Below are 26,591 nucleotides of genomic sequence, written 5' to 3'. Positions count from 1 at the left end.
CTGGATGTGTTGGGCGGCTCATAATTCATGGTTCAACTCATTTGTGAAAACCATCACTTTGCGCAATAGAGCAGCAGGCCGCATTAACCCAGGTTCATGAATTACCCATTGGAAATCCACCCAGCCGGACAAGCGCCGTGTACCGTCTGTGAGCCGGGCTGGTTGATCAGTCTGTGCGCTGATGCCCGAATGCGCCACTATTGGGAAGGTTTGCCACGCATCAATCTGGCAGCTGGCCAAGCTTGGAGTTCAGGGGCTGAAAGTGACGCTGTTTGCTGGGTGGAGACCGGTCTGCTGGCGACCGTGTTTGCCGACGCACAGGGGCGAGAGCGGGTCCACCATTTCCATTCTGCTGCCCATTGGTTGACTCCGCCATTCGGGTTGCCTGCGCAGGATTGGCGGATTGAGGCTCAAGTACCGAGTCGTCTTTTGGTAATGAACGCCCGACAACTGGATGAGGCCAAAGTGTTGGATAAGCGTGTCCACGACTGGATGCTGCAAGCCCTGATGGCTGAGCGCCAGCGGTTGATTCAACGAGAACATCAGTGGCTGATGTTCAGTGCCGCAGAGCGTTACCTGAAGGTCTTGCAAGAAGCGCCGGGCTGGCTAGAACAGGTCCCTCAGCACCGTCTAGCCAGTTATCTCGGCGTGACCGATGTGGCACTCTCGCGTATTCGGCGGCGGTTGAAAACAGGGCATTGAAGTGGTGTGTTGCCTTGCAAAGCGCGTGTCGCAGTAGTCAGTGGAATTGATTTGAAGAAAGAACAAAATCTGCAGGTGGTTGTGAGCAGTTTCTGAATGAGGCGGTCAGCATTGAAGGATCAAGTCACGCATCCGCACCCGCCTGAAATCCCGCGCCGATGCAAAGCCGCAGGCTTCGGCCAGTTGTTCTTGGGTCATGCGCGGGTGCTGAGCGAGCAGCTCGCGTGCTCGCGCCATGCGCAGTTGCTGCTGGTAGTCCAGCACGCTGACGCCGGTGTGCTGCATGAACAGGCGCGACAAATGCCGGGGGCTGACGCAAGCGATGTCGGCCAACTCCGTCAGTGACCAACGCCGTGTCGGGTCTTGGGCAAGACTTGTCGTGATGGCGTCTTGTGCGAGGTGCACCGCCGGGTGCATGTGGTTGCGGTGCGCCAGCCAAGGCGAGAGCTGTGGGTCGTTGGGCCCGCGCCGGGTGTACATCACCAAACGCCGTGCCACTTGCGCGGCCAGTGCGGCACCGGCCGCTTGTTCAACGATGTAAAGCGCCAAATCGATGCCGGTGGTGATGCCTGCGCTGGTGAGCACACGGCCATCGTCGACAAAAATACGATCAGCCTGCACCTGGGCGGTGGGGGCCAAGGCTTGCAAATCGTCGATGAGTGTGTGGTGTGTGGTGCAACGCAGGCCGTCCAGTTGGCCGGCCATGGCCAGCAGCAAAGCGCCCGAGCAAATGCTGGCCAGCCGCGTGTCGGGCCGCATGACGGTTTGCAGCCAGCGCACCACTTGCTGGGCTGCCGGTGTGGCGTAGTCTTCGCGTTCGTGGCTGTTGCCGGTGATCAGCACCAGGCTGTTGGGTGGCATTTGGGCGGGCAGGGGGGCCAGCCCGCCCAGCTGCGTGCCAAGCGATGTGGGCACATCGGGCAGCGGCCCGCAAGTGTGCAGCGTGAGCGGCGCGCCCATGTCTCGCGCCATGCGCAGTGCCTCGGCCGGGCCGACATAGTCGAGCATCAACACGCCGGGCGTGATGACCAGATAAACCGACAAATTTAGGTCTTGCATGCCCAGCGTTTCAGCAAGGGTTGGAGCAGGGGCTGCCCAAACACATTCATCAACAAGCCCAGCATCAGCAATGCGCCACCGGCCCAATGCAATGGCCCCAGCGTTTCGCCAAACACCAGCCAGCCGGTGGACAGGCCGACCAACGGCACCAGCAGGGTGAACGGTGCCACACGGTTGGTGGGGTAGCGGCTCATCAAATAGGTCCAGAGGCCGTAGCCCAGCAGCGTGGCCATCCAGGCCAGGTACGCAACAGCGGCCAGCGTGCCAGCGGTCAGGTGGGTCAGTGCCTGGTTGATGGCGTCAGGGCCTTCCAGCCACAGGGACAAAGCCAGAAATGGCAGCGGCGGCACCAGACTGGCCCACACCACAAAAGCCAATTGGTTCATGGGGCCATAGCGGCTCACCAGCCGTGTGACGATGTTGCCGCACGCCCACGACAGCGCCGCCAGCAGCGTGAGCCCAAAGCCCAGCAGGGGCAAACTGGCCCCGGACGCCACCGCGCCATGCGCCACCCCAATCAGCACCAGCCCGGCCAACGCCAGCAAGAGGCCTGCCATCTGGTGCGCATGCCAGCGCTCATGCAGCCACCAGCTGGCCAGCAGCAGCGTAAAAAACGATTGCGATTGCAGAACCAGCGAGGCAAGACCCGAGGGCATGCCCACATGGATGGCGCTGAACAAAAACGCAAATTGACCGACCGAGATCGTCAACCCATAAGCCAGGTACCAGCGTAACGGTACGCGGGGTGCTTTGAAGAGCAGCAAAGCCGGAAATGCCGCCAGCATGAAGCGCAATGCCCCCAGCAGCAGTGGCGGGACGCCGACGATGCCGATTTTGATGACGGCAAAGTTGACACCCCAGACCCCGATGACGAGCAGAGCCAGCGCCAGGTCTTTGGGTCGCATGGGCAGTGTGCTCATGCTTTGGCTTCGGCTGTAACGGGTTTGCAGCCTTGCGGCTTGAACACCCGCTCGGTCGATGCCGGGTTGTTCACCAGCTTGGCCGCAGGCCGCACCGGGCGGCGCACCAGTTCGCCACCGCAGTTGGGGCAGATGCCCTGCAAGCGCGTATCTGCGCAATCGGCGCAAAAGGTGCATTCAAACGAGCAAATCCGAGCTTCCAGCGCATCAGGCGGCAGGTCGCGGTTGCAGCATTCGCAGTTGGGGTGCAGTTGGAGCATGGGGTTCCCTGATGGGCGGTTCAAAGGCTGGACAGGCAAGTATCCACGTTCACGATGCGCGCGAAGCGGTCAGCCAAGACCAACTCGGTGCGCGTGGTGATGTCTTGGGCGCTGAAAGTCTGGCCGGTGCCTTTGTGCTTCATCGGGAAAGTCAGCGTCGCTTCGGACACAAAGTCCACCGCATAACCCAAGTCCGAGCCCACACGGGCCGTGGTCTCGCAACACTGCTCGGTGCGGATGCCGCTGATGATGAGCCGCTGCACGCCTTGTCGGCGCAGCCAGTTGTCGAGCCCGGTGTCGGTGAAGGCGTTGTGCACATGCTTGTCAAAGCGTGCGGCGGGCTCGCCCGGCAGCCAGTCCATGGCACGGATCAGGCCCGAGTCGGCACGAAAAGGCGCATCGTCGTCGATGTGAAAAATTTGCACCACCGGTACATTCGCTGCGCGACAACCTGCTTCCAGTTTCAACAGCGCTTGTTGAAATGGCGCGAGTAGTCCAGACGACCAATACGGCATGCGCATGAACGACTGCTGCACATCGATGATGAGCAGGGCGGATTTGGGCGGCTTGGTGTGGCGGGTCATGATGCACTGGCTCAGGCGTTGAACATGGCGTCATTGTGCGAATCAGACCGGGCGTTGCACAGGGCTGGGCAAGACCAGAAGGGGACGAAAAAGGACAGGCTCGCCGATCAAGCCTCGCGCAATACCTGCATCAATTCCACCAAGCCAATGGCTTGTGTGCCATAACGCATCGGAAAGCGTTCTGTGCCGGGGTAGACCACAAAGCGCTGCTCGATGTTCAGGTCTGCGCAGGCGATGTCAAAGCCCTTGCTCAGGGTGGGCGCGGTGGATCGTTTGATTTCGATGGCCATCCACGGCTGACCGGAACGCTCAATCAAGAGGTCGATCTCTGCCCCCGCATGGGTGCGGTAGCTGTAAGCAGTGCATTGCGGGTGGGCGGCGGCCATCAGGTTGTCGATGCAAAAGCCCTCATAACTGGGGCCGCACACAGGGTGCCCAGCCAAGTCATGCAAGTTGCCCAGGCCCAGCAAAGCGTGCACCAGCCCGCTGTCGCGCACATACACCTTGGGCGCTTTGACCAGGCGCTTGCCTACATTGCCGCTCCAGGGCCGCAGGCGGCGTACCAGTTGCAAGTCCACCAGCAAGTCGATGTAGCGCTCCACTGCCGGGCTGCTCACCCCCAAGCCACTGGCCAAACGGCTTTGTTGCAGCAGAGCGCCTTGTTGGTGCGCCAGCATGGTCCACAGGCGCCCCACAGTTTCGGCCGGCAGGCGTGGCGCAAACATGGGCACGTCGCGTTGCAGGTAGCTGCGCACAAAGTCTTCGCGCCAGCGCAGGCTGGCCGCATCGCTGGCGGCCAGCAAGCTGTCTGGGAAACCGCCGCGCAGCCACAGCGTGTCCAGATAGGCGGCGGGCCATTCGAGCCCGTGAACAGGGCCAATCTCCAGATAGGCCACGCGCCCAGCCAGCGTTTCACTGCTTTGCTGCATCAAGTCCAGCGAGGCCGATCCCAGCAGCAAGAAATGGCCAAAGCGCTGGCTTGCACGGCGGCGCTCGTCGATGATGCCGCGCAGGACTTCAAACAGACCCGGCATGCGGTGGATTTCATCGAGGATCGCCAACTTGCCACCTTGGGCGCGCAAAAATGCGTCGGCGTCTTGCAGCCGCAAGCGGTCTGCCGGACGTTCCAGATCGAGGTAAGTTGAGCCAGCTTGCCAGGTGTCGGCCAGCGTGAGCGCCAAGGTGGTTTTGCCCACCTGACGCGGTCCGAGCAGCACCACTGCTGGGGCTTCGTGCAAGCGCTCAGACAGCGTGGTGAGGGTTAGACGGTCAATCATCCTTGAAATTTTAACGTGTGGCGTTAGTATTTCAATGTTTAATGGGTAAATCCTGGATCGCCGACCTGGATTGCCAGCCCCATAAGTCCTTTTCCTCATCCGGCAAGGCCTGCGCCCGAGCACGCCCAAATGCCCAGCCGGGTAGGATTCAACGCTGGATGGCAGACCGCGCTGGCAAAGCGCACAGAAAGGACAAGACGATGGCGATACCTTGGTTGTTGGCGCTCAAAGTGATTCCCTGGGGCGATGTGATCGAACACGCACCTTCGGTGCTCAAAGCCGCACGCAAGCTGATGGACCGCCAACCCCCTCAGCCGCCCGGTCAAGCAGGCACGCCCGCTACAACAACCCCGGTCAGTGCCGTGCCTAGCCTGGGCGAACTGAAGAACGCCTTGATCGCTGCGCAAGGCCAAATCGACCGCCAAGCCCAAACCCAGCGCGAACTCACCGAAACCCTGGCCGAGTTGGCCGAACAAAATGCGCGCTTGGTCAGCGCCGTGGAAATGCTGCGCCTGCGTACACGGGTGTTGGTGTGGGGTGGCGTGGCGATGTTGGTTTGGTTGGTGGTGCTGACTTGGTGGGGTTGAATCAAGGAGCCGGAACGGGTTGGAAGCCCATCATGCAGAGCCGTTGGTCACGGCTGGCAGACCAACGGGCAGGGGGATAACCGAGTCGTCTGATACCAAACCCCCTCAATTTGATATCAAAACACCATCAAGCCGCCAACGCCGCCTCAATGTCCTTGGCCATTTTCTCGGGCGAGTCTTGCCGCGCATAGCGCTTGATCACCCGCCCGTCCTTGCCCACCAGAAACTTGGTGAAGTTCCATTTGATGGCCTTGCTGCCCAAAATGCCGGGCGCTTCGGCGGTGAGCCATTGGTACAGCGGGTGTGCCTCGTCGCCGTTCACTTTGACCTTGCTCATCATCTGAAAGCTCACGCCGTAGTTCTTTTGGCAGAAGTTGGCAATCTGCGCGTCGTCGCCCGGGTCCTGGCTGGCGAACTGGTTGCAAGGAAAACCGAGCACGGCCAAGCCTTGGTCGGCGTAAGTTTTGTGCAGCTTTTCCAGCCCGGTGAACTGGGGCGTGAAGCCGCAGGCGCTGGCGGTGTTGACGATCAGCATCACCTGACCTTGGTAGCGCGACAGGGGCACGTTTTGGTGGTCGATGCTTTGGGCTTCGAGGTCGTACAGGCTCATGGGGTGCTTTCCGGTGGAAATGGGCAAAAGGACATCATGCCAGCGACAGCCTATGGCTGTGCAAGCTGCGTCATTTGGCCTTGTGGCCCGGCCAGACGATGGACAGCAACGCCGCCAGCAAAATCAAGGACCCGCCAATCAGGGTTCGGCTGTCCCAGCTGGAGGCCCCCAGCAGCACCGACGACACGCTGGCAAACAGCACCTCGGACAGCATGACCAGCGCCGTAGTCTGGGGCCAAGCCGGGGCTGCGCCGATGACAAGCACCCCTGTGGGCAAACCCGCAATGGCCCCTCAATCTGGCCATGACCGCGCCGCGCGACGAGTTGGGGGGGGGCTGCCAGCATCACCGACCAGGATGACCTGGCACTGATGAAGGGCCTGAGGCTGATCGGTGGGTGCGAGGTGCATGAGGAAGTTCATGCCATCTTCACCCGCCGCAACCGCCACCATCCCCTGGTGCAGGCCATATTGCGGGCCCCATGAACGCGACCACGTTCTAGCCGAGCACTTGCTGGTCCCGGATGCGCTGTATGTTTTCGATGTCCACCACCCAGACCAGGCCATCCCCGATCTGGCCGGTGTGGCAGGCTTCGATGATGGCCCGCCGGACAGGCTCCACCATGTCGGATTCGACCAGGACGCAGACCATCAGTTTTTCCGTGAAGTCGGTCAGCTCATCACGCACCGTGCGTTTGTGAACCGATGCCGGCGCAGTGAAGCCCTCGGCCCTGAAAATGGTCACACCTGGGAAGTTGGGGATGGTGCGCAGCGCATCGCGAAGACGTTGCAGCCGGTTCGGCCGGACAATGGCGCGTATTTCTTTCATGAGGATCTCCTTGGTGTTCAGGCTTCGCGGGGTGGCTCGTCGAACCAGCGGTAGAGGGTGGGCAATACCACCAGGGTCAGCAGTGTCGATGAGATCAGACCGCCAATGACCACGATGGCCAGGGGGCGCTGGACTTCGGAGCCGGGACCTGTGGCGAACAGGAAAGGCACCAGTCCCAGCAGCGCCACAGTGGCGGTCATCATCACAGGTCTAAAGCGCTGCACGCAGCCTTCCCGCACGGCACTGCTCACGTCCATACCGTCTTCGCGCAGACGGCGTATGCAGGTCACCAGCACCACGCCGTTGAGCACGGCAATGCCCCACAAGGCAATGAAGCCAACCGAGGCCGGGACGCTCACGTACTCACCGGACACGAACAGTCCGATCAGACCGCCAATGGATGCAAAAGGCAGCACCAGGATGATCAGCGCCGCTTGCCTGACCGAATTGAAAAGCACAAACAACAGGAAGAAGATGGCTGCGATGGTCAAGGGCACGATGATGGCGAGCGTGCCCATGGCCCGCTCCATGTTCTCGAACTGACCGCCGTACTTGAAGTAATAGCCTTCGGGCAGCTTGACCTCCTTGTCGATGCGTTGCTGCACCTCGGTCACAAAGCCACCCAGGTCACGCCCTTCGACGTTGGCACCCACCACCACGCGGCGTTTGCCGCTTTCCCGACTGATTTGCGCAGGGCCATCCACGAGCTCGATGCTGGCCAGGCTCGACAGCGGCACCTGCCCGCCGCCCGGTGTGGGCAGCAAGGTGCTGCCAATGGCTTCGGCGGATTGACGGACGTGGCTCGGGAAGCGCACGACCACGCTGTAGCGTCGCTCGCCCTCGTAGAGGGTGGTCACGTCCTTGCCGCCAATCGCGGTTTCAATGATGCTTTGCACATCCGCCACATTCAGCCCTTGACGCGCGATGGCTTTGCGGTCAATGTCAATGGTCAGGGCTTGTTGACCCGACAGGCGTTCAATGCGGATGTCACGGCTGCCCGCCACGCTTTTGAGGATGCGGGCCACTTGCTCGGAGATGTCTTTGAGATCGGCGATTTCGTCCCCGAACACCTTGATGGCCAGCTGCGAGCGCACCCCTGTCACCATTTCGTCGACACGCTCGGAGATGGGTTGAGACAGCACGATCTGTACGCCGGGGATGTTCGACAGGCGCTGGCGAATGTCCTCGTCGATCTCGTCCTGACTTCTGCCCGATTTCGGGTCCAGCAACACGATGGGATCTGACTCGTTGGGGCCCGCAGGGTCAGCAGGCGATTCGCCACGGCCGAGTTTGGAGACCACCATGCGCACGCCAGGAACCTCGGCAATGGTTTTCATGGCCGACATTTCCATGCGGATCGACTCGTCCAGTGAAATGCTGGGCACCCGGTTGATTTGCGGGGTGAGCGCCCCTTCCTTCATGGTCGGCATGAAGGATTTCCCTAGCAGCGGAAACAGTGCCATGGAACCCAGCAACAAGGCCACCGCCACACCGAGCGTGAGACGGTTGCGCGCGGTGGCCACGTCCAGCAAGCGCAGGTAGCCGCTTTTGAGGTAAGCGATCAGTCGCGTGTCTTTGTCAGCACCACCTTTGAGGAAGTAGGTGCACAGCACGGGGGACAGGAAAAGCGACACGATCAGCGAAATGCCCAGTGCCATCGCGATGGTCAATGCCAGCGGTGCAAACATCTTGCCCTCGATGCCTTGCAGGGTCATCAATGGCAGGAACACCAAGATGATGATGGCAATGCCGAAGATGGTCGGCGTGGCCACTTCACTGGTGGCCGAGAGCACCGTACGCACCCGTTCGCCCATGCTTTTGCCTGCATGGCCAAGGCGGTGGAAAACGTTCTCGACCACCACGACAGTGGCATCGACCATCAGGCCAATGGCAATGGCCAGCCCACCCAGCGACATCAGGTTGGCCGAAATGCCGTAGCGGTTCATCAGGATGAAGGTGGTCAGCGGAGCAATGATCAGCGTCGCCACCACGATGAGGCTGGAGCGCACATCGCCAAGGAAGACAAACAGGACCACCACCACCAGAAAGATGCCCTCGATGAGCACTTTGCCGACCGTCCACAGCGCCGAGTCCACCAGTTCGGTCCGGTCATAGAAAGGCACGATCTGCAGTCCGTCGGGCAGCATGCCCTTGCTGTTGATTTCCTGCACGCGCTCCTTGACGCGGGTCACCACTTCCTTGGCGTTGCCGCCACGCATCATCAGCACAATGCCCGAAACGCTCTCGGTGTAGCCCCCCTTGATGATGGCACCCTGGCGGACTTCGCTGCCCATTTGCACCGTGGCCACATCGCGCACATAGACGGGGATGCCGCCTTGCTCCTTGATCACAATGTTGCCGATGTCTTCCAGCGTTTTGATCAAGCCCACGCCACGGATCAGGTATTGCTCGGTGACTTGCGAGAGCACACCGCCGCTGGCGTTCGAGTTGTTGGCAGAAATCGCCTGAACCACTTGCTGGACCGACAGGTTGTAGTGCCGCAGGCGACCCGGATCGACCAGGGCCTGAAACTGTTTGACGTAGCCGCCTTGCGAGTTGATTTCGGCCACACCCGGGATCGAGCGCAACAGGGGACGCACTACCCAGTCCTGCACTGTGCGGCGCTCGGCCAGTTCCTCAGGGGTGAGGGCGCGTTGGCCATCGTCCGGTTTTTCGAGGGTGTACTGGTAGACCTCGCCCAGGCCCGTGGAGACGGGGCCGAGCACCGGCACGATGCCTGCGGGCATGCGTGGGGTGACTTCGATCAGCCGCTCGGTGACCAGCTGACGCGCAAAGTAGACATCGGTCTTGTCGGTGAACACCAGGGTGATGATGGACAGGCCGCTTTTGTTCAGTGAGCGCATCTCGACCAGGCCGGGCAAGCCGGTCATGGCGATTTCCAAAGGCACGGTAACGAAGCGCTCGATTTCTTGGGGCGATCTGCCCGGTGCTTCGGTGGCCACCTGGACCTGCACATTCGTCACGTCGGGAAACGCATCGACCGACAGGCGACTGGCCGCCCTCAGGCCGAAGGCGCAGAGGATCAAGGCCAGCACCACAACAATCAGGCGCTGGCTCAGCGCGGCACGGATCATGGAATCGACCATGGTTTACTCCAGTTCTGCGCGTTTGCGTTCGTTGTTCATATGGAAGGCGCCTTCGGTCACCACCTGGGCGCCTGCACTCAGCCCCTTGATGACGGGGCGCATGCCGTCGCTGAGCGTCCCCAGTTCGACGGGGGTCAGGCGAAAACGCAAGTCGCCGGTACGCACGAAAACGTGGTCGCGGTCGTTTTCACGCACCACCGCCTGTGCCGGGATCGCCGGGGATTTGTAGGGCTCTCCTCGAATGCGCATGGTGGCCAGCATCTGCGGCTTGAGTTCGCGCTGGGCGTTGTCGACTTGGGTGCGGATCGCGACGGTGCGTGTATCAGGCGAGACCGTGTCACCCACAAAAATGATCTTGCCCGAAAGCATTTTCTGCCCCAGGGCCGGCACTTCGATGGTCACTGACTGGCCGGTTTGCACGGAGCGCGCGACCTGCTCGGGCAAAGCACCGGCCACCCAGACGTTGCTCAGATCGGCCACGGTGAACAGAGGGTCTCCGGGCTGGGCCACCTGGCCTTGACTGACTTTGCGCTCAATCACTACGCCGGCAATGGAGGCGGTGACGGCTGTGGCGGGGTGAAGGATGCCGTTTTCGCGGAGTTTGTCGATGGCTTGTGCGTCAAGCCCGACTTGCCGCAGCTGGTCATGCGCAGCCCTCAGTTCGGCGCGTGCCACCGATTGCTCCGATTCGCGGCGCTGCAGTTCGGCCGAACCGATCACATCGGCCTGAATCAGCTGTTTGGCACGGTCCACCGCACGCTCGGCTTGGGATGCCGCCGAGTGGGCGCGCAGATAGTTCATTTGCATGGTGGTCAGCTCATGGCTGGCCACTCGGGCTAATGGCTGACCTGGGCGGACTTTTTCACCCAGATCCGACAGCACCTCGGTGACCCTGCCCGTCACAGAAGCGCCAATGCGTGTCACCAGCCTTTCGTTGGCCTCGATGCGTCCTGCAATGTCGAGCAAGGGGGTGATCTCGATTTCTTCGATGGGACTGACCTTGAATTGGGCGCCCATTTCGGCTCGGATCGACACCTCCGTCGGGTCTTGGTCTGCGGACTTCTGGGTTGCTGCTGGCGCAGGCGCAGACTTGTTGCACGCCGAGAGCATGACGGCAGAGGAGCCGATCAGCAGGGACAGCATCATGTGCTGCAGAGCGGGGGAAAGGTTTTTCATGACAGGGCTTTCTTGTTCTTTCAAATCAGAGGCTGTTGGACAGGCTGTGTTGGCCCGTGAGTTCTTCCAGAGCGATGCGTGCAGCTTGCAGCTGGAAGCGGGCATCGATCAGATCGGTGCGGACGCTGCGTAAAACCCGTTGTGCATCAAGCACATCCAAGATGCCGCGTTCGCCAAATCGGTATGCGGCTTGCGCCACACGCAATGCCGCTTCAGCCTCGCGCAAGGCGCCCTGGCTCAACGCTTCGATGCGCAGGCGCGCCATCTCCATGGACTTCCAGGCCAGCATCACCTGCTGGAGCAGCTGAGCCTGATGGCCTTCAAGCCGAATTTGTGCCCTTTGCAGTTCGGCGCTTGCCTGCGCGATCGGACCTTGGCGCGTGTCCAGCAAGGGCAGCTGCACGCCGACACTGAGTTGGTTCTGACGCCACTCGGCATCGCGCACCTGGCTGTAGCGCAGCTCTACACCTGGCAGGCGTTCGGAGCGTGCCTCGCTCAGGCGGGCGAGGGCACGGTCTTGCTCTGCCTGCAAAACCAGCAAAGCGGGGTTGTTCTTGAGCACGAGTTCCACCAACTGCGACACGGGCTGCATTTCGGGCGTTTGGTCCAACTCGCCCGCGAGCTTCCAGTCGTGGGGCAACTGGCCTGCTGCCAGGCGGTTGAGTTCGAGCTGGTTGTGTTCAACCATGAGGCTGGCCGTTTGCAAGCGCTCCCGAGCGCTGATGATTTCAGCATCGGCCTTGATGATTTCGTAGCGAGGCGCTTCGCCGGTGCTGACCCGCAGGCGCACCCGCTCCCTGACCTGTTCCAGCAACTGCACCGCATCTGATGCGGCCTGGGTGTGGGCTTGGTGCTGCAAGCATTGGTAGTAAATGGACCGCACCTGTGCGATCAATTCATTGCGAACGCGGATGACTTCGAAACCACTTTCCCTTTCCTTGGCGCGTGCCGCGTCAGCTCTCGCTCCACGTAACGCCGGGTTTTCCAGAGGCTGGCTCACACCCCAGCCACGCACCGGCCCAGTGACCAGCCCGGGCATCTGCGCCACGTTGCGGCCTTGTATCGCTTCCAGACGGGGGTTGGGAAAAGCCTTGGCAGTTGTGACGCCTGCTTGCGCGACGCTCATGCCCATTTCTGTTGCGCGCAGCTGGGGGTTGTGCGCGAGGATGATGCGGACGATGTCCTCCAGGCTCAATTGCGCCTTGCTTGAAGGCGATGGCTGCGCAGTTGCGGCAGCGGTCATGGCCGTGCCGCTGTCGATGGCGGTGCCCGTTTTTGCAGATACCGAGACGGCAGACACCAGCGCCATGGCCAAAACCATCCAGCGCGTTTGGCCGTTGGTGGGGCATCTTTGGTGGGTTGGCACAGCCTGGATGGGCGGTGATGCGAACATTTGGGTTTCTCCGAGTCAACAATGACCCGCGAGTTTGCATCCATCAATCAGCATTAAAAAGCAGATAAAAAATGAATTTAACTTCGTAAAAATCTGAATTTATAGCTTCGTGCACGCACACATGCATGAACTTGTCCATTCGGATGCCCGACAAGTTTTTCTTGATGGGATTCATTGCCACTGCGCAGTGGCAATGAGTGTGCGGCGTATCAGCCTGCCAGCGCCGCCTCAATGTCCTTGGCCATCTTCTCTGGCGCGTCCTGCGGCGCATAGCGCTTGATCACACGCCCGTCGCGCCCCACCAAAAACTTGGTGAAGTTCCATTTGATGGCCTTGCTGCCCAAAATGCCGGGCGCTTCGGCGGTGAGCCATTGGTACAGCGGGTGTGCCTCGTCGCCGTTCACTTTGACCTTGCTCATCATCTGAAAGCTCACGCCGTAGTTCTTCTGGCAGAAGTTGGCAATCTGCGCGTCGTCGCCCGGGTCCTGGCTGGCGAACTGGTTGCAAGGAAAACCGAGCACGGCCAAGCCTTGGTCGGCGTAAGTTTTGTGCAGCTTTTCCAGCCCAGTGAACTGGGGCGTGAAGCCGCAGGCGCTGGCGGTGTTGACGATCAGCATCACCTGACCTTGGTAGCGCGACAGGGGCACGGTTTGGTGGTCGATGCTTTGGGCTTCGAGGTCGTACAGGCTCATGGGGTGCTTTCCGGTAGAAGAGGGCAAAAGGACATCATGCCAGCGACAGCCCATGGCTGTGCAAGCTGCGTCATTTGGCCTTGTGGCCCGGCCCGACGATGGACAGCAACGCCGCCAGCAAGATCAAGGCCCCGCCGATCAGGGTGCGGCTGTCCCAGCTGGAGGCACCCAGCAGCACCGACGACACGCTGGCAAACAGCACTTCGGACAGCATGACCAGCGCTGTGGTGTGGGCGGCCAGACGGGCGGCGCCGTATTGCAGCGCCAGGTTGCCCAACAAAAACGAGATGCACAGCAGGGCCACCATGGGCAGCCAGCTCCAGGTGGGGGCTGCACCGATGGCCACGACGCCCGTGGCCAAACCCACAAAGGCCGCCAGCGTGGCCATGACCGCGCCGCCGCCAAACATGGCCAGGGTGCGCGACGAGCTGGGGGTGTCTTTGAGCTTGAGCAGCAAGGCGTTGGTGATGGCAAACGTCAGGCCCCCCATCAGGGCCAGGCCATCGGCCAGGCTCTCGGGCACGGGCCAGGGCGTTTCGGGGGTTTTGAGCACGATGAACAAACCGGCCAGCGCCAGCAGCAAGCGCAGCAAGGCCATAGGGGTGGGTTTTTCACCCAGCAGCCACCAGGCTACCAGCACCGACCAGGCCGGCATCAAATAAAACAGCAGCACCACGCGCACCACGTCGCCCACCGTCACGGCCCAGTTGAAGCCCACATTGGTCAGGCCCGAGCTCAGCAGCAAGAGCCACAGCCCGGAGTGGCCGCGCCAGCTTTGCAGTTGGCCGCTGCGCCACAACCACAAGGCGATGGACACGAAGACAAAGGCGTAGACCAGCGCCGTGGCCCACAGCGGGTGCAGGCCAAGGGCCTCGAGTTGTTTGAAGGGCCACCAGCACACGCCCCATACAAAAGCGTTGAACAGGAGCCCTGCAACCGCCAGGCTTTTGGGGGAGGTGTGGCCCATGTGCGGGCGGCTTAAGAGGCGTCGCCTGGGGCTTTGGCAGCAGCTGTGGCATGGCGCTTGCGCCACCAGCGCCAGCCCAGCCAGACGATGCCGATGCCCAGCAGTCCAAAAATGCCATGCTGGAATTGGCGCAGCACGCCAAACATCCAGTCCCAGTTTTGCGCACCAAAGTAGCCCAGGTACACCCAGATCGGCACGCTGATCAAGGCGGCAAAGCCGTCCATGAAAAACCAGGTGGAAAAGCTGACGCGTCGGCTCATGCCAGCCGAGAAAAACACCGGGGTGCGCAAGCCAGGCAAAAATCGGGCCACGAACATGACCCATTTGCCGTATTTCTGGAAGGCATTTTGGGCGCTGGCAAAGCGCTCGGGCGTGAGGATTTTGCGAAAGCCAGGTAATTTGGAAATGCGCTCACCGTAAAGTCGACCCAAGGTGAACATCAGGCCTTCCCCGACCATGACGCCCGCCATGCCCACCGCAAACATGGTGTGCACATCGGCATGCCCCAGACCTGCGATCACGCCGCCAGTGACCAGGGTCACGTCTTCAGGCACAGGAACGCCAAAACCGCAAATCAACAGCATCACGAAAACAGCCAAATAGCCGTATTCGGTGAAGATGGGCATCAAAAACTGAAAAACTTCCATGGATTACAAGGTTCAGCCAGCGCCTGAAAAGCTCAGACGGAATGCGCGGGGTTAAAAGGCAGCGGATCAGTGTAAATCATTTACAAACCCCTTCCAGAGACGGGTCAGACCGGTATTCCCAGGGCATGGCGGTCGAACCGCCATGCGAGTGGCGCGGATAAGCCTGGTTCGCGACAGCACTTTGCTGGCACACTTGCAAACCTCTTTTGTGCAAGCCCTGACCCCATGCCCCGCCCCATCCAAGCCACCATTCACACTGCCGCCCTGCGCCACAACCTGGCGCGAGCCCGGCAAGCCGCACCCGATGCCCAGGCCTGGGCCGTGGTCAAGGCCAATGCCTATGGCCATGGCATCGAGCGGGTGTTTGAAGGCCTGCGCGGTGCTGACGGCTTTGCCCTTTTGGACCTGAGTGAGGCCGAGCGGGTGCGCGCCCTGGGCTGGCGCGGCCCGATCTTGCTGCTCGAAGGCGCTTTTGAGGCGCGGGACCTGGAGTTGTGCTCGCGCCTGCACCTGTGGCACACGGTGCATTGCGACGAGCAAATCGACATGCTGGCGCTGCACAAGACGCACGAGCCGCACCGGGTCTTCCTCAAGATGAATTCAGGCATGAACCGGCTGGGCTTCACGCCGCAGCGTTACCGTTCGGCCTGGACACGCTTGAACGCCTTGCCGCAGGTGGACGAGATTTCATTGATCACCCATTTCAGCGACGCCGATGGCCCCAAAGGCATCGCCGAGCAGATGGCCCGCTTTGAAGAAGCCACCCGCGACCTGCCGGGCGAGCGCAGTGTCAGCAACAGCGCTGCCACCTTGCGCCACGCGCAAGATGCCGCCGTCAAAGCCGACTGGATTCGCCCGGGCATCGCGGTTTATGGCAGCTCGCCGGACTTTCCCGAGCACAGCGCCGCGCACTGGGGTTTGTTGCCTGCCATGAGCCTGAACGCCCGCATCATCGCCGTGCAGGATTTGCAGGCGGGCGACAGCGTGGGTTATGGCTCCAGCTTTGTGGCCGATGGCCCCATGCGCATCGGCGTGGTGGCCTGCGGTTATGCCGACGGTTACCCGCGCATCTGCCCCACGGGCACGCCGGTGCTGGTGGATGGCAAGCGCGGCCGCACCGTGGGTAGGGTCAGTATGGACATGCTGACGGTAGACCTGAGTCCATTCCCCGATGCGGGCGTGGGCAGCACCGTCACGCTGTGGGGGCAGTCGGCCGGGGGCGCGGTGCTCAGCATCGACGAGGTGGCGCAAGCGGCGGGCACCGTGGGTTACGAGCTGATGTGCGCGCTGGCGCAGCGCGTGCCGGTGGGGGTGGACTGATCCGAAGTCAAGCAGAGCAGATGTCGGACTCTGCGAGTGCCGACCTACGGGACTTTGTCTTGGGTAGGTCGGCGGTCGAAGAACCCGATGCTGGGGTGGATGCGGCACAGGTGGCTGATTTGTGCAGCGATCTTTGGCGGGGCCGCTTTGACCAACGACGACTTGTCCTCTTTTGCTGCAAGCGAGACACGGCCCGCCTGCGGGTGACATCACAATCAAGACATGCCCCACAGAGCCCCCCCGCACCGTCACAGCCAGCTGGCCCTGACCGTGGCCTTGATCCTGATCGTCATCTGGGGCGCCAATTTCACGCTGCAAAAATACCTGTTCAACCTGCTCTCACCGGCCGGTTTTTTGATGGCGCGTTACATCCTCATGCCTCTGTGCGCCTTGCTGTTGATGCGCTGGCGTCTGGGCCGCTGGTTGCCGCCCTTGCCCCGCAAGGATCTGCTGTACATGGCCTGGCTGGGTTTTGCGGGTCATTCACTGCATGTGGGGCTGGTCAGTTACGGCATTCACTGGTCCACGGCGTTTTCCAGCTCGGTCATCCTCGCCTGCGGTCCGATCTTCACCTTGCTGATCCTCCAATACAAAGGTTTTGAACGCCTGAGCATGGCGCAGGTGGCCGGGGTCACGCTGGCGCTGGGCGGGGTGTTGATGTTCTTGTCCGACAAGCTTTTGAGTGGCAACTGGCGTGCAGGCGGTGGTGATCTGGTGCTTTTGGTGGCGGCCAGTTTCTTCTCGTACTACACCGTGGCGGCCAAACCCGTCATGGAGCGGCACGGCCCGGTGCTGACCATGGCTTACACCACGCTGCTGGGCGGTTTGCCGCTCTTGATCTGGTCGGTGCCCTTGGGCCTGCAGGCCCCTTGGGCGACGCTGGACGTGTGGGCTTGGGTGGGCTTGCTGTGGTCGGTTTTGGTCTCGGCCTTCATCGGCTGGCTGGCCTGGGGCTGGATCAACACCGTGCGCGGCGTGGCCCGCACTGCGCCTTTGATGTACCTGATGCCCCCGATGGCAGGGCTCTTTGCCTGGGCGTGGTCAGGTGAGCACTACACCTGGATCAAGATCGCCGGTGCAGGGGTGATTTTGCTGGGCGTGGCCCTGGCTCAATACGCGGGCCAGATCAAGTGGCGCTTGCGCTGAGGCCTCAGCGCAGCCAGGTGTCGTAGGCGGTTTTGCAGATCAGCGCCAGCACCACCAGGATGAACACATGGCGCACAAAGCCTGCGCCGTGTTTGAGCGCCAGCCGAGTGCCGATCAGGCTGCCCAAGATGTTGGCCGCGCCCATGGCCAGCGCCAGGTGCCACCAGACGTGGCCCTTGAAGGCAAACAGCGTGAGAGCCGACAAGTTGGTGGCCACGTTGATCATCTTGGCGGCTGCCGAGGCGTTCAAAAAGTCGTATCCCAGAACCCGCACATAGGCAAACACCAAAAAGCTGCCGGTGCCCGGGCCAAAAAAGCCGTCATAAAAACCGATCACCAGGCCAATGCCTGCGGCGATCCAGGCTTCTTGCGAACCGGCAAAGCGCGGCGCATGGCTGCGGCCCAGGTCTTTTTTGACCAGGGTGTAGAGCAAAAGCACGGCCAGCAACACCGGCAAGAGCTTGCGAAACAGACCCGGGTCCACCTGCGTGACCACCCAGGCCCCGACCAGGGAACCCAGCAGCCCCGCAGCGGCGGCAGGCAGCAAGGAGCGCCAGGGCATGACCACCTTGCGGCTGTATTGCACCGTGGCGAAAGCGGTGCCCCAGATCGAGGCGCTTTTGTTGGTGCCAAACAAGGTGGCGGGTGCAGCGTTGGGGAAGGTGGCGAACAGGGCAGGCAGCAAGATCAGGCCGCCCCCGCCCACAATCGCGTCCACCAGGCCAGCCAGCAGCGAGGCCAGCGAAACAATCAGTAATTCCATAGGGGGTGATTTTGACGGATGCAGGGGGGGGGGGCTTGTCATGCAAGCGATGATGGACAGATTACAGGCGCTCTATCGCCAGCAGGCCTGTCGGCAAAGAACGTGCCGTCATCAAAAAAAAGCGCCGCTTGCGCGGCGCCTGAAAATTCACATCTCGTTTGGATGTTGCTTATATTGGAGTTCTTAGGGGTTCGAGTTGTCTCCTCGGCCCTCGGGATGCAAGGTACTGCTTTGCATCGAGTGCCTGAAATGTAAGGGCTGGCTGGAGACTCCAGCCTCAGGGATTTCCCGATTCTGGGGAAATCCCTGACCCGAACTGACATCGAACTGACCCCCAAGGGGCAGATGCAGGACTTCAGGCAGTAGCCTCGGCATCTTGCGCAATCCACTGGGCGGCTTTTTCCGCAATCATCAAGGTCGGGCTGTTGGTGTTGCCGCTGGTGATGGTAGGCATCACGCCAGCATCCACCACGCGCAAGCCGGCCACGCCGCGCACTTGCAAGCGCGCGTTGACCACCGCCATGGGGTCATCGTCACGCCCCATGCGGGTGGTGCCTACGGGGTGGAAGATGGTGCTGGCAATGTCTCCTGCCAGCTTGGCCAGCTCTTCATCGGTCTGGTATTGCACGCCGGGCTTGAACTCTTCGGGCTGGAAGGGTTTCATGGCGGGTTGATCCATGATGCCGCGCGTCACGCGCAGGCTGTCGGCGGCCACTTTGCGGTCGGCGTCGGTGGCCAGGTAGTTGGGCGCAATGGCGGGGGCGTCTTCAAAACGGGCGGTTTTGATGTGCACGCTGCCCCGACTGGTGGGGTTGAGGTTGCACACGCTGGCTGTGATGGCCGGGAAGCTGTGCAGCGGCTCGCCAAAGGCGTCCAGGCTCAGGGGTTGAACGTGGTACTGGATATTGGCGTGCGGCTGCGACGGATCGCTTTTGGTGAACGCCCCCAGCTGGCTGGGCGCCATGCTCATGGGGCCGGTGCGCTTCATGGCGAATTCCAGGCCGATCATGGCCTTGCCCAAAAAGGTGTTGGTCATGGTGTTGAGCGTTTTGGTGCCCTTGACCTTGTAGACCGAGCGGATCTGCAAATGGTCTTGCAAGTTGGCGCCCACGCCGGGCAACTCGTGCGTGATATCCACGCCTTTGCTCTTGAGCAAGTCGGCCGGGCCAATGCCCGAGAGCTGCAAAATCTGCACCGAGCCGATGCTGCCCGCACTCAAAATCACCTCGCGGGTGGCTTTGACCTCGACCATCTCCACCCCCGACCAGACCTGTGCGCCGGTGCAGCGCTTGCTGCCGTCGGCTTGGGTTTCGATGATCAGTTTGGCGACTTGCGCCTTGTTCCACAACTCGAAGTTGGGGCGGGCGTAGCAAGTGGGGCGCAAAAAGGCCTTGGCCGTGTTCCAGCGCCAGCCGTTTTTCTGGTTGACCTCGAAGTAGCTCACGCCCTCATTGTTGCCCCGGTTGAAGTCGTCGGTGGCCGGAATGCCCGCTTGCTGAGCGGCTTGCGCAAACGCATCGAGCACGTCCCAGCGCAGGCGCTGCTTTTCGATGCGCCATTCGCCACCGGTGTTGCGCCCGCGCAAGGTGTGCAGGTAACTGCCTTTGGGTAAATCGTTGGGGGCCAGCAATTCAGACTTGCTGCCTTTGGCACCGTGAAACTCGTTGGCGCCTTTGTAGTGGTCTTCGTGCAGCTTGAAATAGGGCAGCGTCTTCTCCCAGCGCCAGCTGTCGTCACCGGTGATCTGCGCCCACTGGTCGTAGTCACGCGACTGCCCGCGCATGTAGATCATGCCGTTGATGCTGGAGCAGCCGCCCAGCACCTTGCCACGCGGGTAACGCAGGCTGCGGCCGTTCAGGCCTTCAGCTGGCTCGGTCTGGTAAAGCCAGTCGGTGCGCGGGTTGCCAATGCAGTACAGATAACCCACCGGGATGTGCACCCAGTGGTAATCGTCCTTTTTGCCTGCCTCCAGCAGCAGCACGCGTTTACTGGCGTCGGCAGAAAGGCGGTTGGCCAGCAGGCTGCCCGCCGTGCCGCCGCCCACGATGATGTAGTCGAAGGTGTTGTCGTTCATGTGTGCCCAGTCTCTTCAAGGCGACGATTGTGCCTTCTTGCGGGCCGGTGCTGGCGCTTCGGCAAACAACCTGTCGGGTCTGAAGCCGCCGATAGATACACGGACCCCGTAGGTTGTAGCTTCAGCTCCGACAGGGTTGGCTCCGGCACAGGCCTTATGTCGGAGTCTTCGACCGCCGACCTACAGGGGCACGGACCTTGTAGGTTGGCGCTTCAGCTCCGGCATTGTTGGCACCGGCACAGGCCTTATGTCGGAGTCTTCGACCGCCGACCTACAGGCTGAGCGACTGCGATCAATTCAGGCCGATTGGGTCCAAGCAGTGCAGCGAGGGTGGCTGGCCGGGGCTGTAGGGCCGATTTTCTGGCACGAAGCGACTGTGAGGCCCTGCGGCCCCGGCCAGTCACCTTCGTGGAAACAACCCATCAAGTCCAAAAACGGAATTTACTTGGCCGTAGGCATCACAAACTCAGCGCCCTTGCCGATGCTCTCGGGCCAGCGCTGCATGATGGACTTTTGCTTGGTGTAGAAGCGCACGCCCTCTTCGCCGTAAGCGTGCATGTCGCCAAACAACGAGCGCTTCCAGCCGCCAAAGCCGTGCCAAGCCATGGGCACCGGGATTGGTACGTTGATGCCGACCATGCCCACCTGGATACGGCGCGCAAACTCGCGGGCCACGTTGCCGTCGCGGGTGAAGCAGCTCACGCCGTTGCCGAACTCGTGGTCGTTGATGATCTGCACGGCGGTAGCGAAGTCGGGCACGCGCACGCAGCTCAAGACCGGGCCAAAGATCTCTTCCTTGTAGATCTTCATGTCGGTGGTCACGTTGTCGAACAGCGTGCCGCCGAGCCAGAAACCGTTGTCGCAACCGGCACCGGCTTTGGAGCCGTCAAACTCGCGGCCGTCGATCAAGAGCTTGGCGCCTTCGGCCACGCCCGCGTCGATGTAGCCCTTGATGCGTTGACGCGCTGCGTCGGTGACAATGGGGCCCATCTCGGCGGCCAGGTTTTCGCCGTTGAGCACCTTCAAGGTTTTGGTGCGCTCGATGAGTTTGGGGATGATTTTGTCGGCCACATCACCGACCAAGACCGCCACCGAAATGGCCATGCAGCGCTCGCCGGCCGAGCCATAGCCTGCGCCGATCAGTGCGTCCACGGTCTGATCGATGTCGGCATCGGGCATGACGACCAAGTGGTTCTTCGCGCCGCCCAAGGCTTGCACGCGCTTGCCGTGGTGCGCGCCGGTCTCGTAGATGTAGTTGGCAATCGGCGTGGAGCCGACGAAGCTGATGGCTTTTACGTCCGGGTGCTCCAGCAGCGCGTCCACGGCTTCCTTGTCGCCTTGCACCACGTTGAACACGCCATCGGGCAGACCGGCTTTTTTCAGCAAGTCGGCGATGAACAGCGAAGGCGTTGGGTCGGTTGGGCTGGGCTTCAAGATGAAGGTGTTGCCCGCCGCAATCGCCACCGGGAACATCCACATGGGCACCATGACGGGGAAGTTGAAGGGCGTGATGCCCGCGACCACGCCCAGCGGCTGGCGCAGGGTCCAGTTGTCGATGCCGGTGGAGACTTGGTCGGTGAAGTCGCCCTTGAGCAGCTGCGGAATGCCGGTGGCGAATTCGACGATGTCGATGCCGCGGCTGACTTCGCCTTGTGCGTCGGTGAACACCTTGCCGTGCTCGGCGGTGATCAGGTGGGCCAACTCGTCTTTGTGGGTGTTCAGCAGTTCGAGGAACTTGAACATCACGCGGGCGCGGCGCAGGGGCGGGGTGTCGGACCAAGCGGGGAAAGCGGCTTGCGCGGCGGCCACGGCCTTGTCCACTTCGGCTCTGTTGGCCAAGGCCACGTTGCCGGTCACGGCGCCGGTGGCGGGATTGGTGACGGGTTGGCTGCGGTCTGACGCGCCTGCGGCGGTTTGGCCGTTGATGTAATGGCCAATTTGAGAAATGCTCATGATGAACTCCGAGTGTGTGGATTTGCACGCAGTTTAGGCACCCTCGATTCCCCCGGCAATGCCCCAAATCTGAATTGATTGTTCAAAATAATGAACAATACCTGCATGGAAGAGCAAAAAATCAACACCCTCTGGACCCACCTGCACTGGCTGAGCGTGCTGGCGCAGCAAGGCAGTTACACGGCCGCCGCCGCCCGTCTGGGCGTGAGCAAGGCGGCGATGAGCCAGCGTATTGCCGAGCTGGAACGGGCCGCCAAGGTGACCCTGGTGCAGCGCACCACCCGCAGCCTGCGGCTGACCGAGGCGGGACAGCGCTTGGTGGATGAGACCCGCGCTTCTTTTGAGCAGATTGAGCAAAGCTTTGCTCAGGTGCGCGACTTGGCCGAACAGCCCAGCGGTTTGCTCCGCGTCACGGCCCCGGTGGCGCTGGCTCGCCAGCAACTGGTGCCGCTGTTCGCCGCTTTTTTGCAAGACTTTCCGGATGTGCGCGTCGAGCTGGACCTGTCCGACCGCCTGAGCGCCTTGGCCACCGAAGGCTACGACCTGGCCATTCGCCACACGGCCCGCCCACCCGACACCCATGTGGCCTGGGCGCTGTGTGCCACCGAGTCGGTGCTGGTGGCCACCCGTGCCTACATCCGCCAGCACGGCGAACCGCAAAGCCCTGCCGAGCTGCAAACCCACAACTGCCTGCATTACCCCCGTTCGCAAGACACGCCTGTATGGACCTTTGAGCGGCGAGAGTCTTTAGAGGCGGGCGAACGCGTCACGGTGCCCGTGAACGGCAACTTCGCCGCCAACAACAGTGAAGCCTTGCGCGAAGCGGCCATGACCGGTGCAGGCATCGCCCTCTTGCCCGACTTCAGCGCCCAAGCCGAATTGCGCAAGGGCCAGTTGGTGCGCGTGCTGCCCGGCTGGAAACCCGTGGGGGCCTTTGCCGAAACCATTTACGCCATCCGCCCGTATGCGCCGCATGTTCCTCGGGCGGTGGCGGCGTTGGTGGCGCATTTGAGGGTGGGGCTGGCGGCGGGGTTTGGGGTGTGATTTCCAGCCAGCGAAGAGACTTGGCCCCGCTGTTTCAATGCTGCCAAGCTGAGCTCAATCGGATTCAGTTTCAAGCCAAGCAGGGATATCGCGTTGACCGTGCAGAACGCGCCAAACATCGATGTGGTCCGCTTTTTCGATGTAAAAAACACCATGTGGGTAGCGAGTCAGTGGCCAAAATCGAAGACCCGCCAGGTTCAATTCGTGGGCATACCGTGGCGATCCCGTGGCGGGGTGCCGACCGATGTGGGCATAGGCTTTTTCAAGCGCATCAATCAGACCGAGCGCAGCAGAGGGCGCACCCTCGTCTAAATAGTAGGCAACAGCTTGCTCAACATCCCGAAGGGCCAATTCTCGTGGGATGACTGGCTTGGTTTTCAACGGGGTGTATTGTCTGAGGTGGCTTGGTGAACCCGATCTCGCAGGTCATCAAAGTACGTGCCACTGACCGGTACCGTGGTTGCTGAACCCGCGCCGATGAGGAGTTTTTCACGCAATTGCAGTCGATCTTGGTCCTTGCGGATCAGTTCACGCACGTACTCGCTGCTGGTGCCGTAGCCGCGTTGGCTGACTTGCAGATCCACAAAGGTCTTTAAGCTTTCAGGCAGGGAAATGTTCATGGTGCTCATATGGAAAGCTTAGTGAGTTTGGCAAAAATTGGCAAGATGCGTGAAGTCCCTTGGATCTTTCAGCCCCAACTGAGCAAATGATGGGCCACTTCGCGTGTCATTGGATGAAGTGGTCAAAGCGGCGCGTGCGGTCAGATGCTGAGTTGGATCTGGCCATTAGCCAGCGCCCGTTTGGCATCTTCTTGCCCCAGCGCAAACGCATCGTCCACCGTAGTGCCCGGGCGGCAATCCCATGTGGACACGGGCACCTTGCGGCTGGGTTGCCAGTAGGTGCGTCCATGCACCTCAAACAGGGACGGTTTGTCGGGGTAGTGGCGCGTCAGCAAGACCAGGGTGGATGCTTTTTCGTTGGCGGTTTGAGCCGGGATCGGCGCGTTGTCGGTGTAGCCACCGTCAAAAGCCCATCCACCTTGCAGAAGAACGCCGGACATGAAAGGCGGTGCTGCAGCGGCAGCCCGCAAGGTGGTTCGGGCTTCTTGGGCGGTTGTGCAGTCTTGTAGCGCAAAGAAAGCCTGCTTCAAACCCAGAAACCGGGGCAGGGCCGGGTGGATGTTGTGAAACAGTTTTTTGTCCACCAAATAAGCCAGCGTGCCGGCCGCTACGCTGCCAGCCAGGCCCAGCGCCCGAGCCGGGCGCGTCACGGCCACCAGCAAGCGGCTGGGGGTGGATTGGATGGCTTTGAAATGGCCTTCGTTGACGAAAGCGGCCAGCCAAGCAGGGTAAACCGTTTGGTGGGCAAAGTTCAATTGCAGGCGGGTCAGGCCGCGCCAGTCAAAGAGTCGGGCATTGGCCGCGTACAAACGCTGGCAAGCCTGAAGGGCCGTGGCTGTGCTGCCCGCCAAAAGCGACGCGGCAATCGCCGCCCCTGCGCTGGTGCCCACCATTGAGGCGGGCAAACGTGCACCGCAGGCCTGCAATTGCGTCAGCAGACCGGCTTGCCACCAGCAACGGTTGCCGCCACCTGCAAAAGCCAGGGTCTGGAATTGTGAAAAATTCAAGTTTTGCATGCGCTTTGACTGAGTAAATAAGTATTCTATGGGTCTGTTAATCAAGAGGTGTGCCCATGAAATTCTGGCTCAAAGACAACCGCAGTTTCATCCTGTTCCTGTGCTGTTTCGGTTTTTTCCGGCTGGCTGTGGCCGACTGGAACCCGATCCCGTCGGGCTCCATGCGTCCGACTTTGTTGGAGGGCGATGTGGTGCTGGTCAACCGACTGGCCAAGCGGCTGGTGGCGCTGCCCGGCGATGTGGTCGAGATGCGCAACGAAGTGCTGTTCATCAATGACTTGGCGGGAGAGTACCTGTCCCCTGTGGCGGTGTCTGAACCCTTGGAAGGTGGGCTGACCACCGCTATCCAGGCCCGTGAGCGCGTGGCCGACCATGAACGTGCGGTGCAGGTTTTGCCCGAGCTGAATGCCTTGCGCAGTTTTGGCCCGGTGCAGGTGCCTGCAGGTCAGTACTTCTTTTTGGGCGATAACCGCGACAACAGTGCCGACTCGCGTTTCATTGGGATGGTACCGCGCCACTTGCTGATCGGCCGCGCCCACCGCGTACTGGTGTCGGCCAACATTTTGGGCAATTGGATGCCCCGCTGGGGACGTACGCTGGAAAGAATTGAATGATGCGAATTCGTCATGCAGAGCCTGAAGATGCCAGGGCCGTGGCTGAAATCCATGTCGAGGCATGGCGGGTCGCCTATGCGGATATCTTTCCTGAAAACTTTTTGAAATCCTTGACGGTGGCGTCGCGGCAGGCGTTCTGGGCACAGTTTCTGAAAGAGAAGCAGGGTGATTTGCAAGTGGCCATCGACGGTGATCGCCTGTTGGGCTGGGTCAATACCGGGCCGTGTCGTGATCCGGATGCAGCCAAGGGGGATGCCGAAGTTTGGGCCTTGTATGCATCGCCTGCTGTCTGGTCAACTGGTGTCGGGCGACAGTTGTGGTGGGCGGCTCAAACCACCTTGCGTGAACAAGCTTATCGCCGCTGTTGCTTGTGGGTTCTGACACAAAACGCCAGGGCGATGCGTTTTTACCGGGCGGCCGGGTTTGAGCGGGATGTGGTTCCTGCAAAAACCATGGAGCTGGGCGGCGTGAAAGTGGAAGAAATCCGCCTTTCCTGCAACCTGCAGGTTCAGGAACCCCACAGAACAAGCGCTCGTTGAGCAAATCCTCTTGGCTCTGACTTGCTAGGACTTGACGTTCGCCTGCGTGTACGTCCATTTTGTAGGGGCCCATTTTGCGCACCATGGCCGCCTGCTTCGAGCCAGCCCTGAATGTCATGAGCTACTGCGCCGTAACAAATAACAGAATTATTTGAGTTCTTTGGAAATAGGCGGATTCAAGTACGAGGTGCAACACGGTTTAACGAGGCGTGAAACACCTCGTGGGGTGTCTTGAATCCCAGCCGCTTTCTGGGGCGGTGATTCAATCTGTTTTCAATCATAGTCAACTCCTCATCGGTGACAGTTTCCATGCGCCGCTTCTTGGGAATGTATTGGCGCAGCAAACCATTGAAGTTCTCGTTGCTGCCGCGCTGCCAACTGCAATACGGATCGGCAAAGTAGGTCTGGATGCCAAGGGTCTGATCGATGGCCTGGTGATCCGCAAACTCCTTGCCGTTGTCCACCGTCAAAGTCTTCACCCGTGAGATCAGGGGCTTGAGTTTGGCTTCAATGGCCCGACCCACCAAATCAGCAGACTTGTTGGGCACTTTGGCCAGCACAGCAAAGCCACTCTTGCGTTCTACCAGTGTCACGATGGCTTGTTTGTGAGCCGCGCCAATGACGGTATCTCCCTCCCAGTGGCCACATGCTGAAAATTCACCAACTCGCCTCCGGCAGCCACCGGCAAACGACA

General features: G+C 61.1%; 28 protein-coding genes. 7 read left to right on the top strand and 21 right to left on the bottom strand.

Annotated elements, in window-relative coordinates:
* The first annotated feature begins 96 nt into the window (after positions 1 to 96).
* The gene (locus AMM33_RS14460) at positions 97 to 702 is read left to right on the top strand and encodes a Crp/Fnr family transcriptional regulator (protein WP_194945473.1); all 606 of its coding nucleotides are present in this window, start codon (positions 97 to 99) and stop codon (positions 700 to 702) included.
* Between the two features lie 105 nt (positions 703 to 807).
* On the opposite strand, the gene AMM33_RS14455 is transcribed toward AMM33_RS14460, so the two are convergent.
* The 5 genes from AMM33_RS14455 to AMM33_RS14435 form a co-directional block, all read right to left on the bottom strand.
* On the bottom strand, positions 808 to 1,761 hold the full coding sequence (locus AMM33_RS14455; protein WP_090142009.1) for a GlxA family transcriptional regulator: 954 nt from the start codon (positions 1,759 to 1,761) through the stop codon (positions 808 to 810).
* A complete protein-coding gene (locus AMM33_RS14450; RefSeq protein ID WP_228768146.1) occupies positions 1,749 to 2,681 on the bottom strand; it encodes an EamA family transporter in 933 nt (310 codons plus the stop codon). The genes AMM33_RS14455 and AMM33_RS14450 overlap by 13 nt, the downstream gene beginning before the upstream one ends.
* Positions 2,678 to 2,941, bottom strand: a complete 264-nt coding sequence (locus tag AMM33_RS14445; protein WP_090142008.1) for a DUF1272 domain-containing protein — start codon at positions 2,939 to 2,941, stop codon at positions 2,678 to 2,680. The genes AMM33_RS14450 and AMM33_RS14445 overlap by 4 nt, the downstream gene beginning before the upstream one ends.
* A 20-nt stretch (positions 2,942 to 2,961) precedes the next feature.
* Complete coding sequence (locus AMM33_RS14440) at positions 2,962 to 3,525, bottom strand: isochorismatase family protein (protein ID WP_090142007.1); 564 nt, start codon at positions 3,523 to 3,525, stop codon at positions 2,962 to 2,964.
* A gap of 107 nt (positions 3,526 to 3,632) precedes the next feature.
* Positions 3,633 to 4,802 (bottom strand): ATP-binding protein, encoded by a 1,170-nt coding sequence (locus tag AMM33_RS14435; RefSeq protein ID WP_090142006.1) that lies wholly within the window; start codon positions 4,800 to 4,802, stop codon positions 3,633 to 3,635.
* A gap of 200 nt (positions 4,803 to 5,002) precedes the next feature.
* Here AMM33_RS14435 and AMM33_RS14430 point away from each other — a divergent pair, with 200 nt between their 5' ends.
* Complete coding sequence (locus AMM33_RS14430; RefSeq protein ID WP_228768145.1) at positions 5,003 to 5,389, top strand: hypothetical protein; 387 nt, start codon at positions 5,003 to 5,005, stop codon at positions 5,387 to 5,389.
* Positions 5,390 to 5,516: 127 nt separating this feature from the next.
* Here the strand turns inward: AMM33_RS14430 and AMM33_RS14425 are convergent, their stop codons facing one another.
* From AMM33_RS14425 to AMM33_RS14385, 9 genes are all read right to left on the bottom strand, one after another.
* Positions 5,517 to 5,999: a glutathione peroxidase gene (locus AMM33_RS14425; RefSeq protein ID WP_090142004.1), complete on the bottom strand. Its 483-nt coding sequence runs from the start codon at positions 5,997 to 5,999 to the stop codon at positions 5,517 to 5,519.
* 70 nt (positions 6,000 to 6,069) lie between these two features.
* A complete protein-coding gene (locus AMM33_RS14420) occupies positions 6,070 to 6,276 on the bottom strand; it encodes a hypothetical protein (protein ID WP_369802446.1) in 207 nt (68 codons plus the stop codon).
* A 220-nt stretch (positions 6,277 to 6,496) separates the two neighbouring features.
* Positions 6,497 to 6,832 carry a P-II family nitrogen regulator gene (locus tag AMM33_RS14415; protein ID WP_090142003.1) on the bottom strand — a complete coding sequence of 112 codons (336 nt, stop codon included), beginning with the start codon at positions 6,830 to 6,832 and terminating at the stop codon, positions 6,497 to 6,499.
* A gap of 11 nt (positions 6,833 to 6,843) precedes the next feature.
* Positions 6,844 to 9,933, bottom strand: coding sequence for an efflux RND transporter permease subunit (locus AMM33_RS14410; protein ID WP_090142002.1), 3,090 nt, complete (start codon positions 9,931 to 9,933; stop codon positions 6,844 to 6,846).
* A 3-nt stretch (positions 9,934 to 9,936) separates the two neighbouring features.
* Positions 9,937 to 11,109: an efflux RND transporter periplasmic adaptor subunit gene (locus tag AMM33_RS14405; protein ID WP_090142001.1), complete on the bottom strand. Its 1,173-nt coding sequence runs from the start codon at positions 11,107 to 11,109 to the stop codon at positions 9,937 to 9,939.
* Positions 11,110 to 11,134: 25 nt separating this feature from the next.
* Positions 11,135 to 12,502 carry a TolC family protein gene (locus tag AMM33_RS14400; RefSeq protein ID WP_228768143.1) on the bottom strand — a complete coding sequence of 456 codons (1,368 nt, stop codon included), beginning with the start codon at positions 12,500 to 12,502 and terminating at the stop codon, positions 11,135 to 11,137.
* Positions 12,503 to 12,711: 209 nt separating this feature from the next.
* On the bottom strand, positions 12,712 to 13,194 hold the full coding sequence (locus AMM33_RS14395; RefSeq protein WP_090142000.1) for a glutathione peroxidase: 483 nt from the start codon (positions 13,192 to 13,194) through the stop codon (positions 12,712 to 12,714).
* A 70-nt stretch (positions 13,195 to 13,264) separates the two neighbouring features.
* Positions 13,265 to 14,161, bottom strand: a complete 897-nt coding sequence (locus AMM33_RS14390) for a DMT family transporter (RefSeq protein ID WP_090141999.1) — start codon at positions 14,159 to 14,161, stop codon at positions 13,265 to 13,267.
* 11 nt (positions 14,162 to 14,172) lie between these two features.
* Positions 14,173 to 14,808, bottom strand: coding sequence for a DedA family protein (locus AMM33_RS14385; protein WP_090141998.1), 636 nt, complete (start codon positions 14,806 to 14,808; stop codon positions 14,173 to 14,175).
* 225 nt (positions 14,809 to 15,033) lie between these two features.
* Between AMM33_RS14385 and alr the strand changes: the two genes are divergently transcribed.
* Complete coding sequence (gene alr / locus AMM33_RS14380; RefSeq protein ID WP_090141997.1) at positions 15,034 to 16,128, top strand: alanine racemase; 1,095 nt, start codon at positions 15,034 to 15,036, stop codon at positions 16,126 to 16,128.
* A gap of 222 nt (positions 16,129 to 16,350) precedes the next feature.
* Positions 16,351 to 17,274 carry a DMT family transporter gene (locus AMM33_RS14375; protein WP_090141996.1) on the top strand — a complete coding sequence of 308 codons (924 nt, stop codon included), beginning with the start codon at positions 16,351 to 16,353 and terminating at the stop codon, positions 17,272 to 17,274.
* Positions 17,275 to 17,278: 4 nt separating this feature from the next.
* On the opposite strand, the gene AMM33_RS14370 is transcribed toward AMM33_RS14375, so the two are convergent.
* The 3 genes from AMM33_RS14370 to AMM33_RS14360 form a co-directional block, all read right to left on the bottom strand.
* Positions 17,279 to 18,037, bottom strand: coding sequence for a sulfite exporter TauE/SafE family protein (locus AMM33_RS14370; RefSeq protein WP_090141995.1), 759 nt, complete (start codon positions 18,035 to 18,037; stop codon positions 17,279 to 17,281).
* Between the two features lie 355 nt (positions 18,038 to 18,392).
* A complete protein-coding gene (locus AMM33_RS14365; RefSeq protein ID WP_090141994.1) occupies positions 18,393 to 20,111 on the bottom strand; it encodes a GMC family oxidoreductase in 1,719 nt (572 codons plus the stop codon).
* A gap of 441 nt (positions 20,112 to 20,552) precedes the next feature.
* A complete protein-coding gene (locus tag AMM33_RS14360; protein ID WP_090141993.1) occupies positions 20,553 to 22,064 on the bottom strand; it encodes a CoA-acylating methylmalonate-semialdehyde dehydrogenase in 1,512 nt (503 codons plus the stop codon).
* A gap of 105 nt (positions 22,065 to 22,169) precedes the next feature.
* Between AMM33_RS14360 and AMM33_RS14355 the strand changes: the two genes are divergently transcribed.
* Positions 22,170 to 23,108 carry a LysR family transcriptional regulator gene (locus AMM33_RS14355; RefSeq protein ID WP_090142032.1) on the top strand — a complete coding sequence of 313 codons (939 nt, stop codon included), beginning with the start codon at positions 22,170 to 22,172 and terminating at the stop codon, positions 23,106 to 23,108.
* Positions 23,109 to 23,162: 54 nt separating this feature from the next.
* Here AMM33_RS14355 and AMM33_RS14350 read toward each other — a convergent pair whose 3' ends face one another.
* From AMM33_RS14350 to AMM33_RS14340, 3 genes are all read right to left on the bottom strand, one after another.
* Positions 23,163 to 23,489 carry a type II toxin-antitoxin system RelE/ParE family toxin gene (locus tag AMM33_RS14350; protein ID WP_090141992.1) on the bottom strand — a complete coding sequence of 109 codons (327 nt, stop codon included), beginning with the start codon at positions 23,487 to 23,489 and terminating at the stop codon, positions 23,163 to 23,165.
* Positions 23,486 to 23,737, bottom strand: coding sequence for a ribbon-helix-helix domain-containing protein (locus AMM33_RS14345; protein WP_090141991.1), 252 nt, complete (start codon positions 23,735 to 23,737; stop codon positions 23,486 to 23,488). The genes AMM33_RS14350 and AMM33_RS14345 overlap by 4 nt, the downstream gene beginning before the upstream one ends.
* A gap of 131 nt (positions 23,738 to 23,868) precedes the next feature.
* Positions 23,869 to 24,744, bottom strand: coding sequence for a patatin-like phospholipase family protein (locus tag AMM33_RS14340; RefSeq protein WP_090141990.1), 876 nt, complete (start codon positions 24,742 to 24,744; stop codon positions 23,869 to 23,871).
* 56 nt (positions 24,745 to 24,800) lie between these two features.
* Here AMM33_RS14340 and lepB point away from each other — a divergent pair, with 56 nt between their 5' ends.
* Together lepB and AMM33_RS14330 are read left to right on the top strand one after the other, a co-directional pair.
* Complete coding sequence (gene lepB, locus AMM33_RS14335) at positions 24,801 to 25,358, top strand: signal peptidase I (RefSeq protein ID WP_090141989.1); 558 nt, start codon at positions 24,801 to 24,803, stop codon at positions 25,356 to 25,358.
* Positions 25,355 to 25,897, top strand: a complete 543-nt coding sequence (locus tag AMM33_RS14330; protein ID WP_090141988.1) for a GNAT family N-acetyltransferase — start codon at positions 25,355 to 25,357, stop codon at positions 25,895 to 25,897. The genes lepB and AMM33_RS14330 overlap by 4 nt, the downstream gene beginning before the upstream one ends.
* Positions 25,898 to 26,073: 176 nt before the next feature.
* Here the strand turns inward: AMM33_RS14330 and AMM33_RS14325 are convergent.
* The coding region (locus AMM33_RS14325) for an IS30 family transposase (protein WP_194945472.1) at positions 26,074 to 26,591 on the bottom strand (518 nt) is incomplete at its 5' end.

The organism is Limnohabitans sp. DM1 (assembly GCF_001269385.1).
Classification (GTDB): domain Bacteria; phylum Pseudomonadota; class Gammaproteobacteria; order Burkholderiales; family Burkholderiaceae_C; genus Limnohabitans_A.
Note: the sequence above shows the minus strand (reverse complement) of the source record. Positions and strands in the feature narration are given on the sequence as shown.

Bases quoted from the DNA above. Each gene is read 5' to 3' on its own strand.
- AMM33_RS14440 (WP_090142007.1), bottom strand. From the start codon at position 3,525: ATGACCCGCCACACCAAGCCGCCCAAATCCGCCCTGCTCATCATCGAT.
- AMM33_RS14360 (WP_090141993.1), bottom strand. From the start codon at position 22,064: ATGAGCATTTCTCAAATTGGCCATTACATCAACGGCCAAACCGCCGCA.
- AMM33_RS14405 (WP_090142001.1), bottom strand. From the start codon at position 11,109: ATGAAAAACCTTTCCCCCGCTCTGCAGCACATGATGCTGTCCCTGCTG.
- AMM33_RS14340 (WP_090141990.1), bottom strand. From the start codon at position 24,744: ATGCAAAACTTGAATTTTTCACAATTCCAGACCCTGGCTTTTGCAGGT.
- AMM33_RS14330 (WP_090141988.1), top strand. From the start codon at position 25,355: ATGATGCGAATTCGTCATGCAGAGCCTGAAGATGCCAGGGCCGTGGCT.
- AMM33_RS14445 (WP_090142008.1), bottom strand. From the start codon at position 2,941: ATGCTCCAACTGCACCCCAACTGCGAATGCTGCAACCGCGACCTGCCG.
- AMM33_RS14400 (WP_228768143.1), bottom strand. From the start codon at position 12,502: ATGTTCGCATCACCGCCCATCCAGGCTGTGCCAACCCACCAAAGATGC.
- AMM33_RS14410 (WP_090142002.1), bottom strand. From the start codon at position 9,933: ATGGTCGATTCCATGATCCGTGCCGCGCTGAGCCAGCGCCTGATTGTT.
- AMM33_RS14460 (WP_194945473.1), top strand. From the start codon at position 97: ATGAATTACCCATTGGAAATCCACCCAGCCGGACAAGCGCCGTGTACC.
- AMM33_RS14365 (WP_090141994.1), bottom strand. From the start codon at position 20,111: ATGAACGACAACACCTTCGACTACATCATCGTGGGCGGCGGCACGGCG.
- AMM33_RS14395 (WP_090142000.1), bottom strand. From the start codon at position 13,194: ATGAGCCTGTACGACCTCGAAGCCCAAAGCATCGACCACCAAACCGTG.
- AMM33_RS14425 (WP_090142004.1), bottom strand. From the start codon at position 5,999: ATGAGCCTGTACGACCTCGAAGCCCAAAGCATCGACCACCAAAACGTG.
- AMM33_RS14435 (WP_090142006.1), bottom strand. From the start codon at position 4,802: ATGATTGACCGTCTAACCCTCACCACGCTGTCTGAGCGCTTGCACGAA.
- AMM33_RS14355 (WP_090142032.1), top strand. From the start codon at position 22,170: ATGGAAGAGCAAAAAATCAACACCCTCTGGACCCACCTGCACTGGCTG.
- AMM33_RS14450 (WP_228768146.1), bottom strand. From the start codon at position 2,681: ATGAGCACACTGCCCATGCGACCCAAAGACCTGGCGCTGGCTCTGCTC.
- AMM33_RS14455 (WP_090142009.1), bottom strand. From the start codon at position 1,761: ATGCAAGACCTAAATTTGTCGGTTTATCTGGTCATCACGCCCGGCGTG.
- AMM33_RS14390 (WP_090141999.1), bottom strand. From the start codon at position 14,161: ATGGGCCACACCTCCCCCAAAAGCCTGGCGGTTGCAGGGCTCCTGTTC.
- AMM33_RS14345 (WP_090141991.1), bottom strand. From the start codon at position 23,737: ATGAGCACCATGAACATTTCCCTGCCTGAAAGCTTAAAGACCTTTGTG.
- AMM33_RS14385 (WP_090141998.1), bottom strand. From the start codon at position 14,808: ATGGAAGTTTTTCAGTTTTTGATGCCCATCTTCACCGAATACGGCTAT.
- AMM33_RS14375 (WP_090141996.1), top strand. From the start codon at position 16,351: ATGCCCCACAGAGCCCCCCCGCACCGTCACAGCCAGCTGGCCCTGACC.
- AMM33_RS14430 (WP_228768145.1), top strand. From the start codon at position 5,003: ATGGCGATACCTTGGTTGTTGGCGCTCAAAGTGATTCCCTGGGGCGAT.
- lepB (WP_090141989.1), top strand. From the start codon at position 24,801: ATGAAATTCTGGCTCAAAGACAACCGCAGTTTCATCCTGTTCCTGTGC.
- alr (WP_090141997.1), top strand. From the start codon at position 15,034: ATGCCCCGCCCCATCCAAGCCACCATTCACACTGCCGCCCTGCGCCAC.
- AMM33_RS14370 (WP_090141995.1), bottom strand. From the start codon at position 18,037: ATGGAATTACTGATTGTTTCGCTGGCCTCGCTGCTGGCTGGCCTGGTG.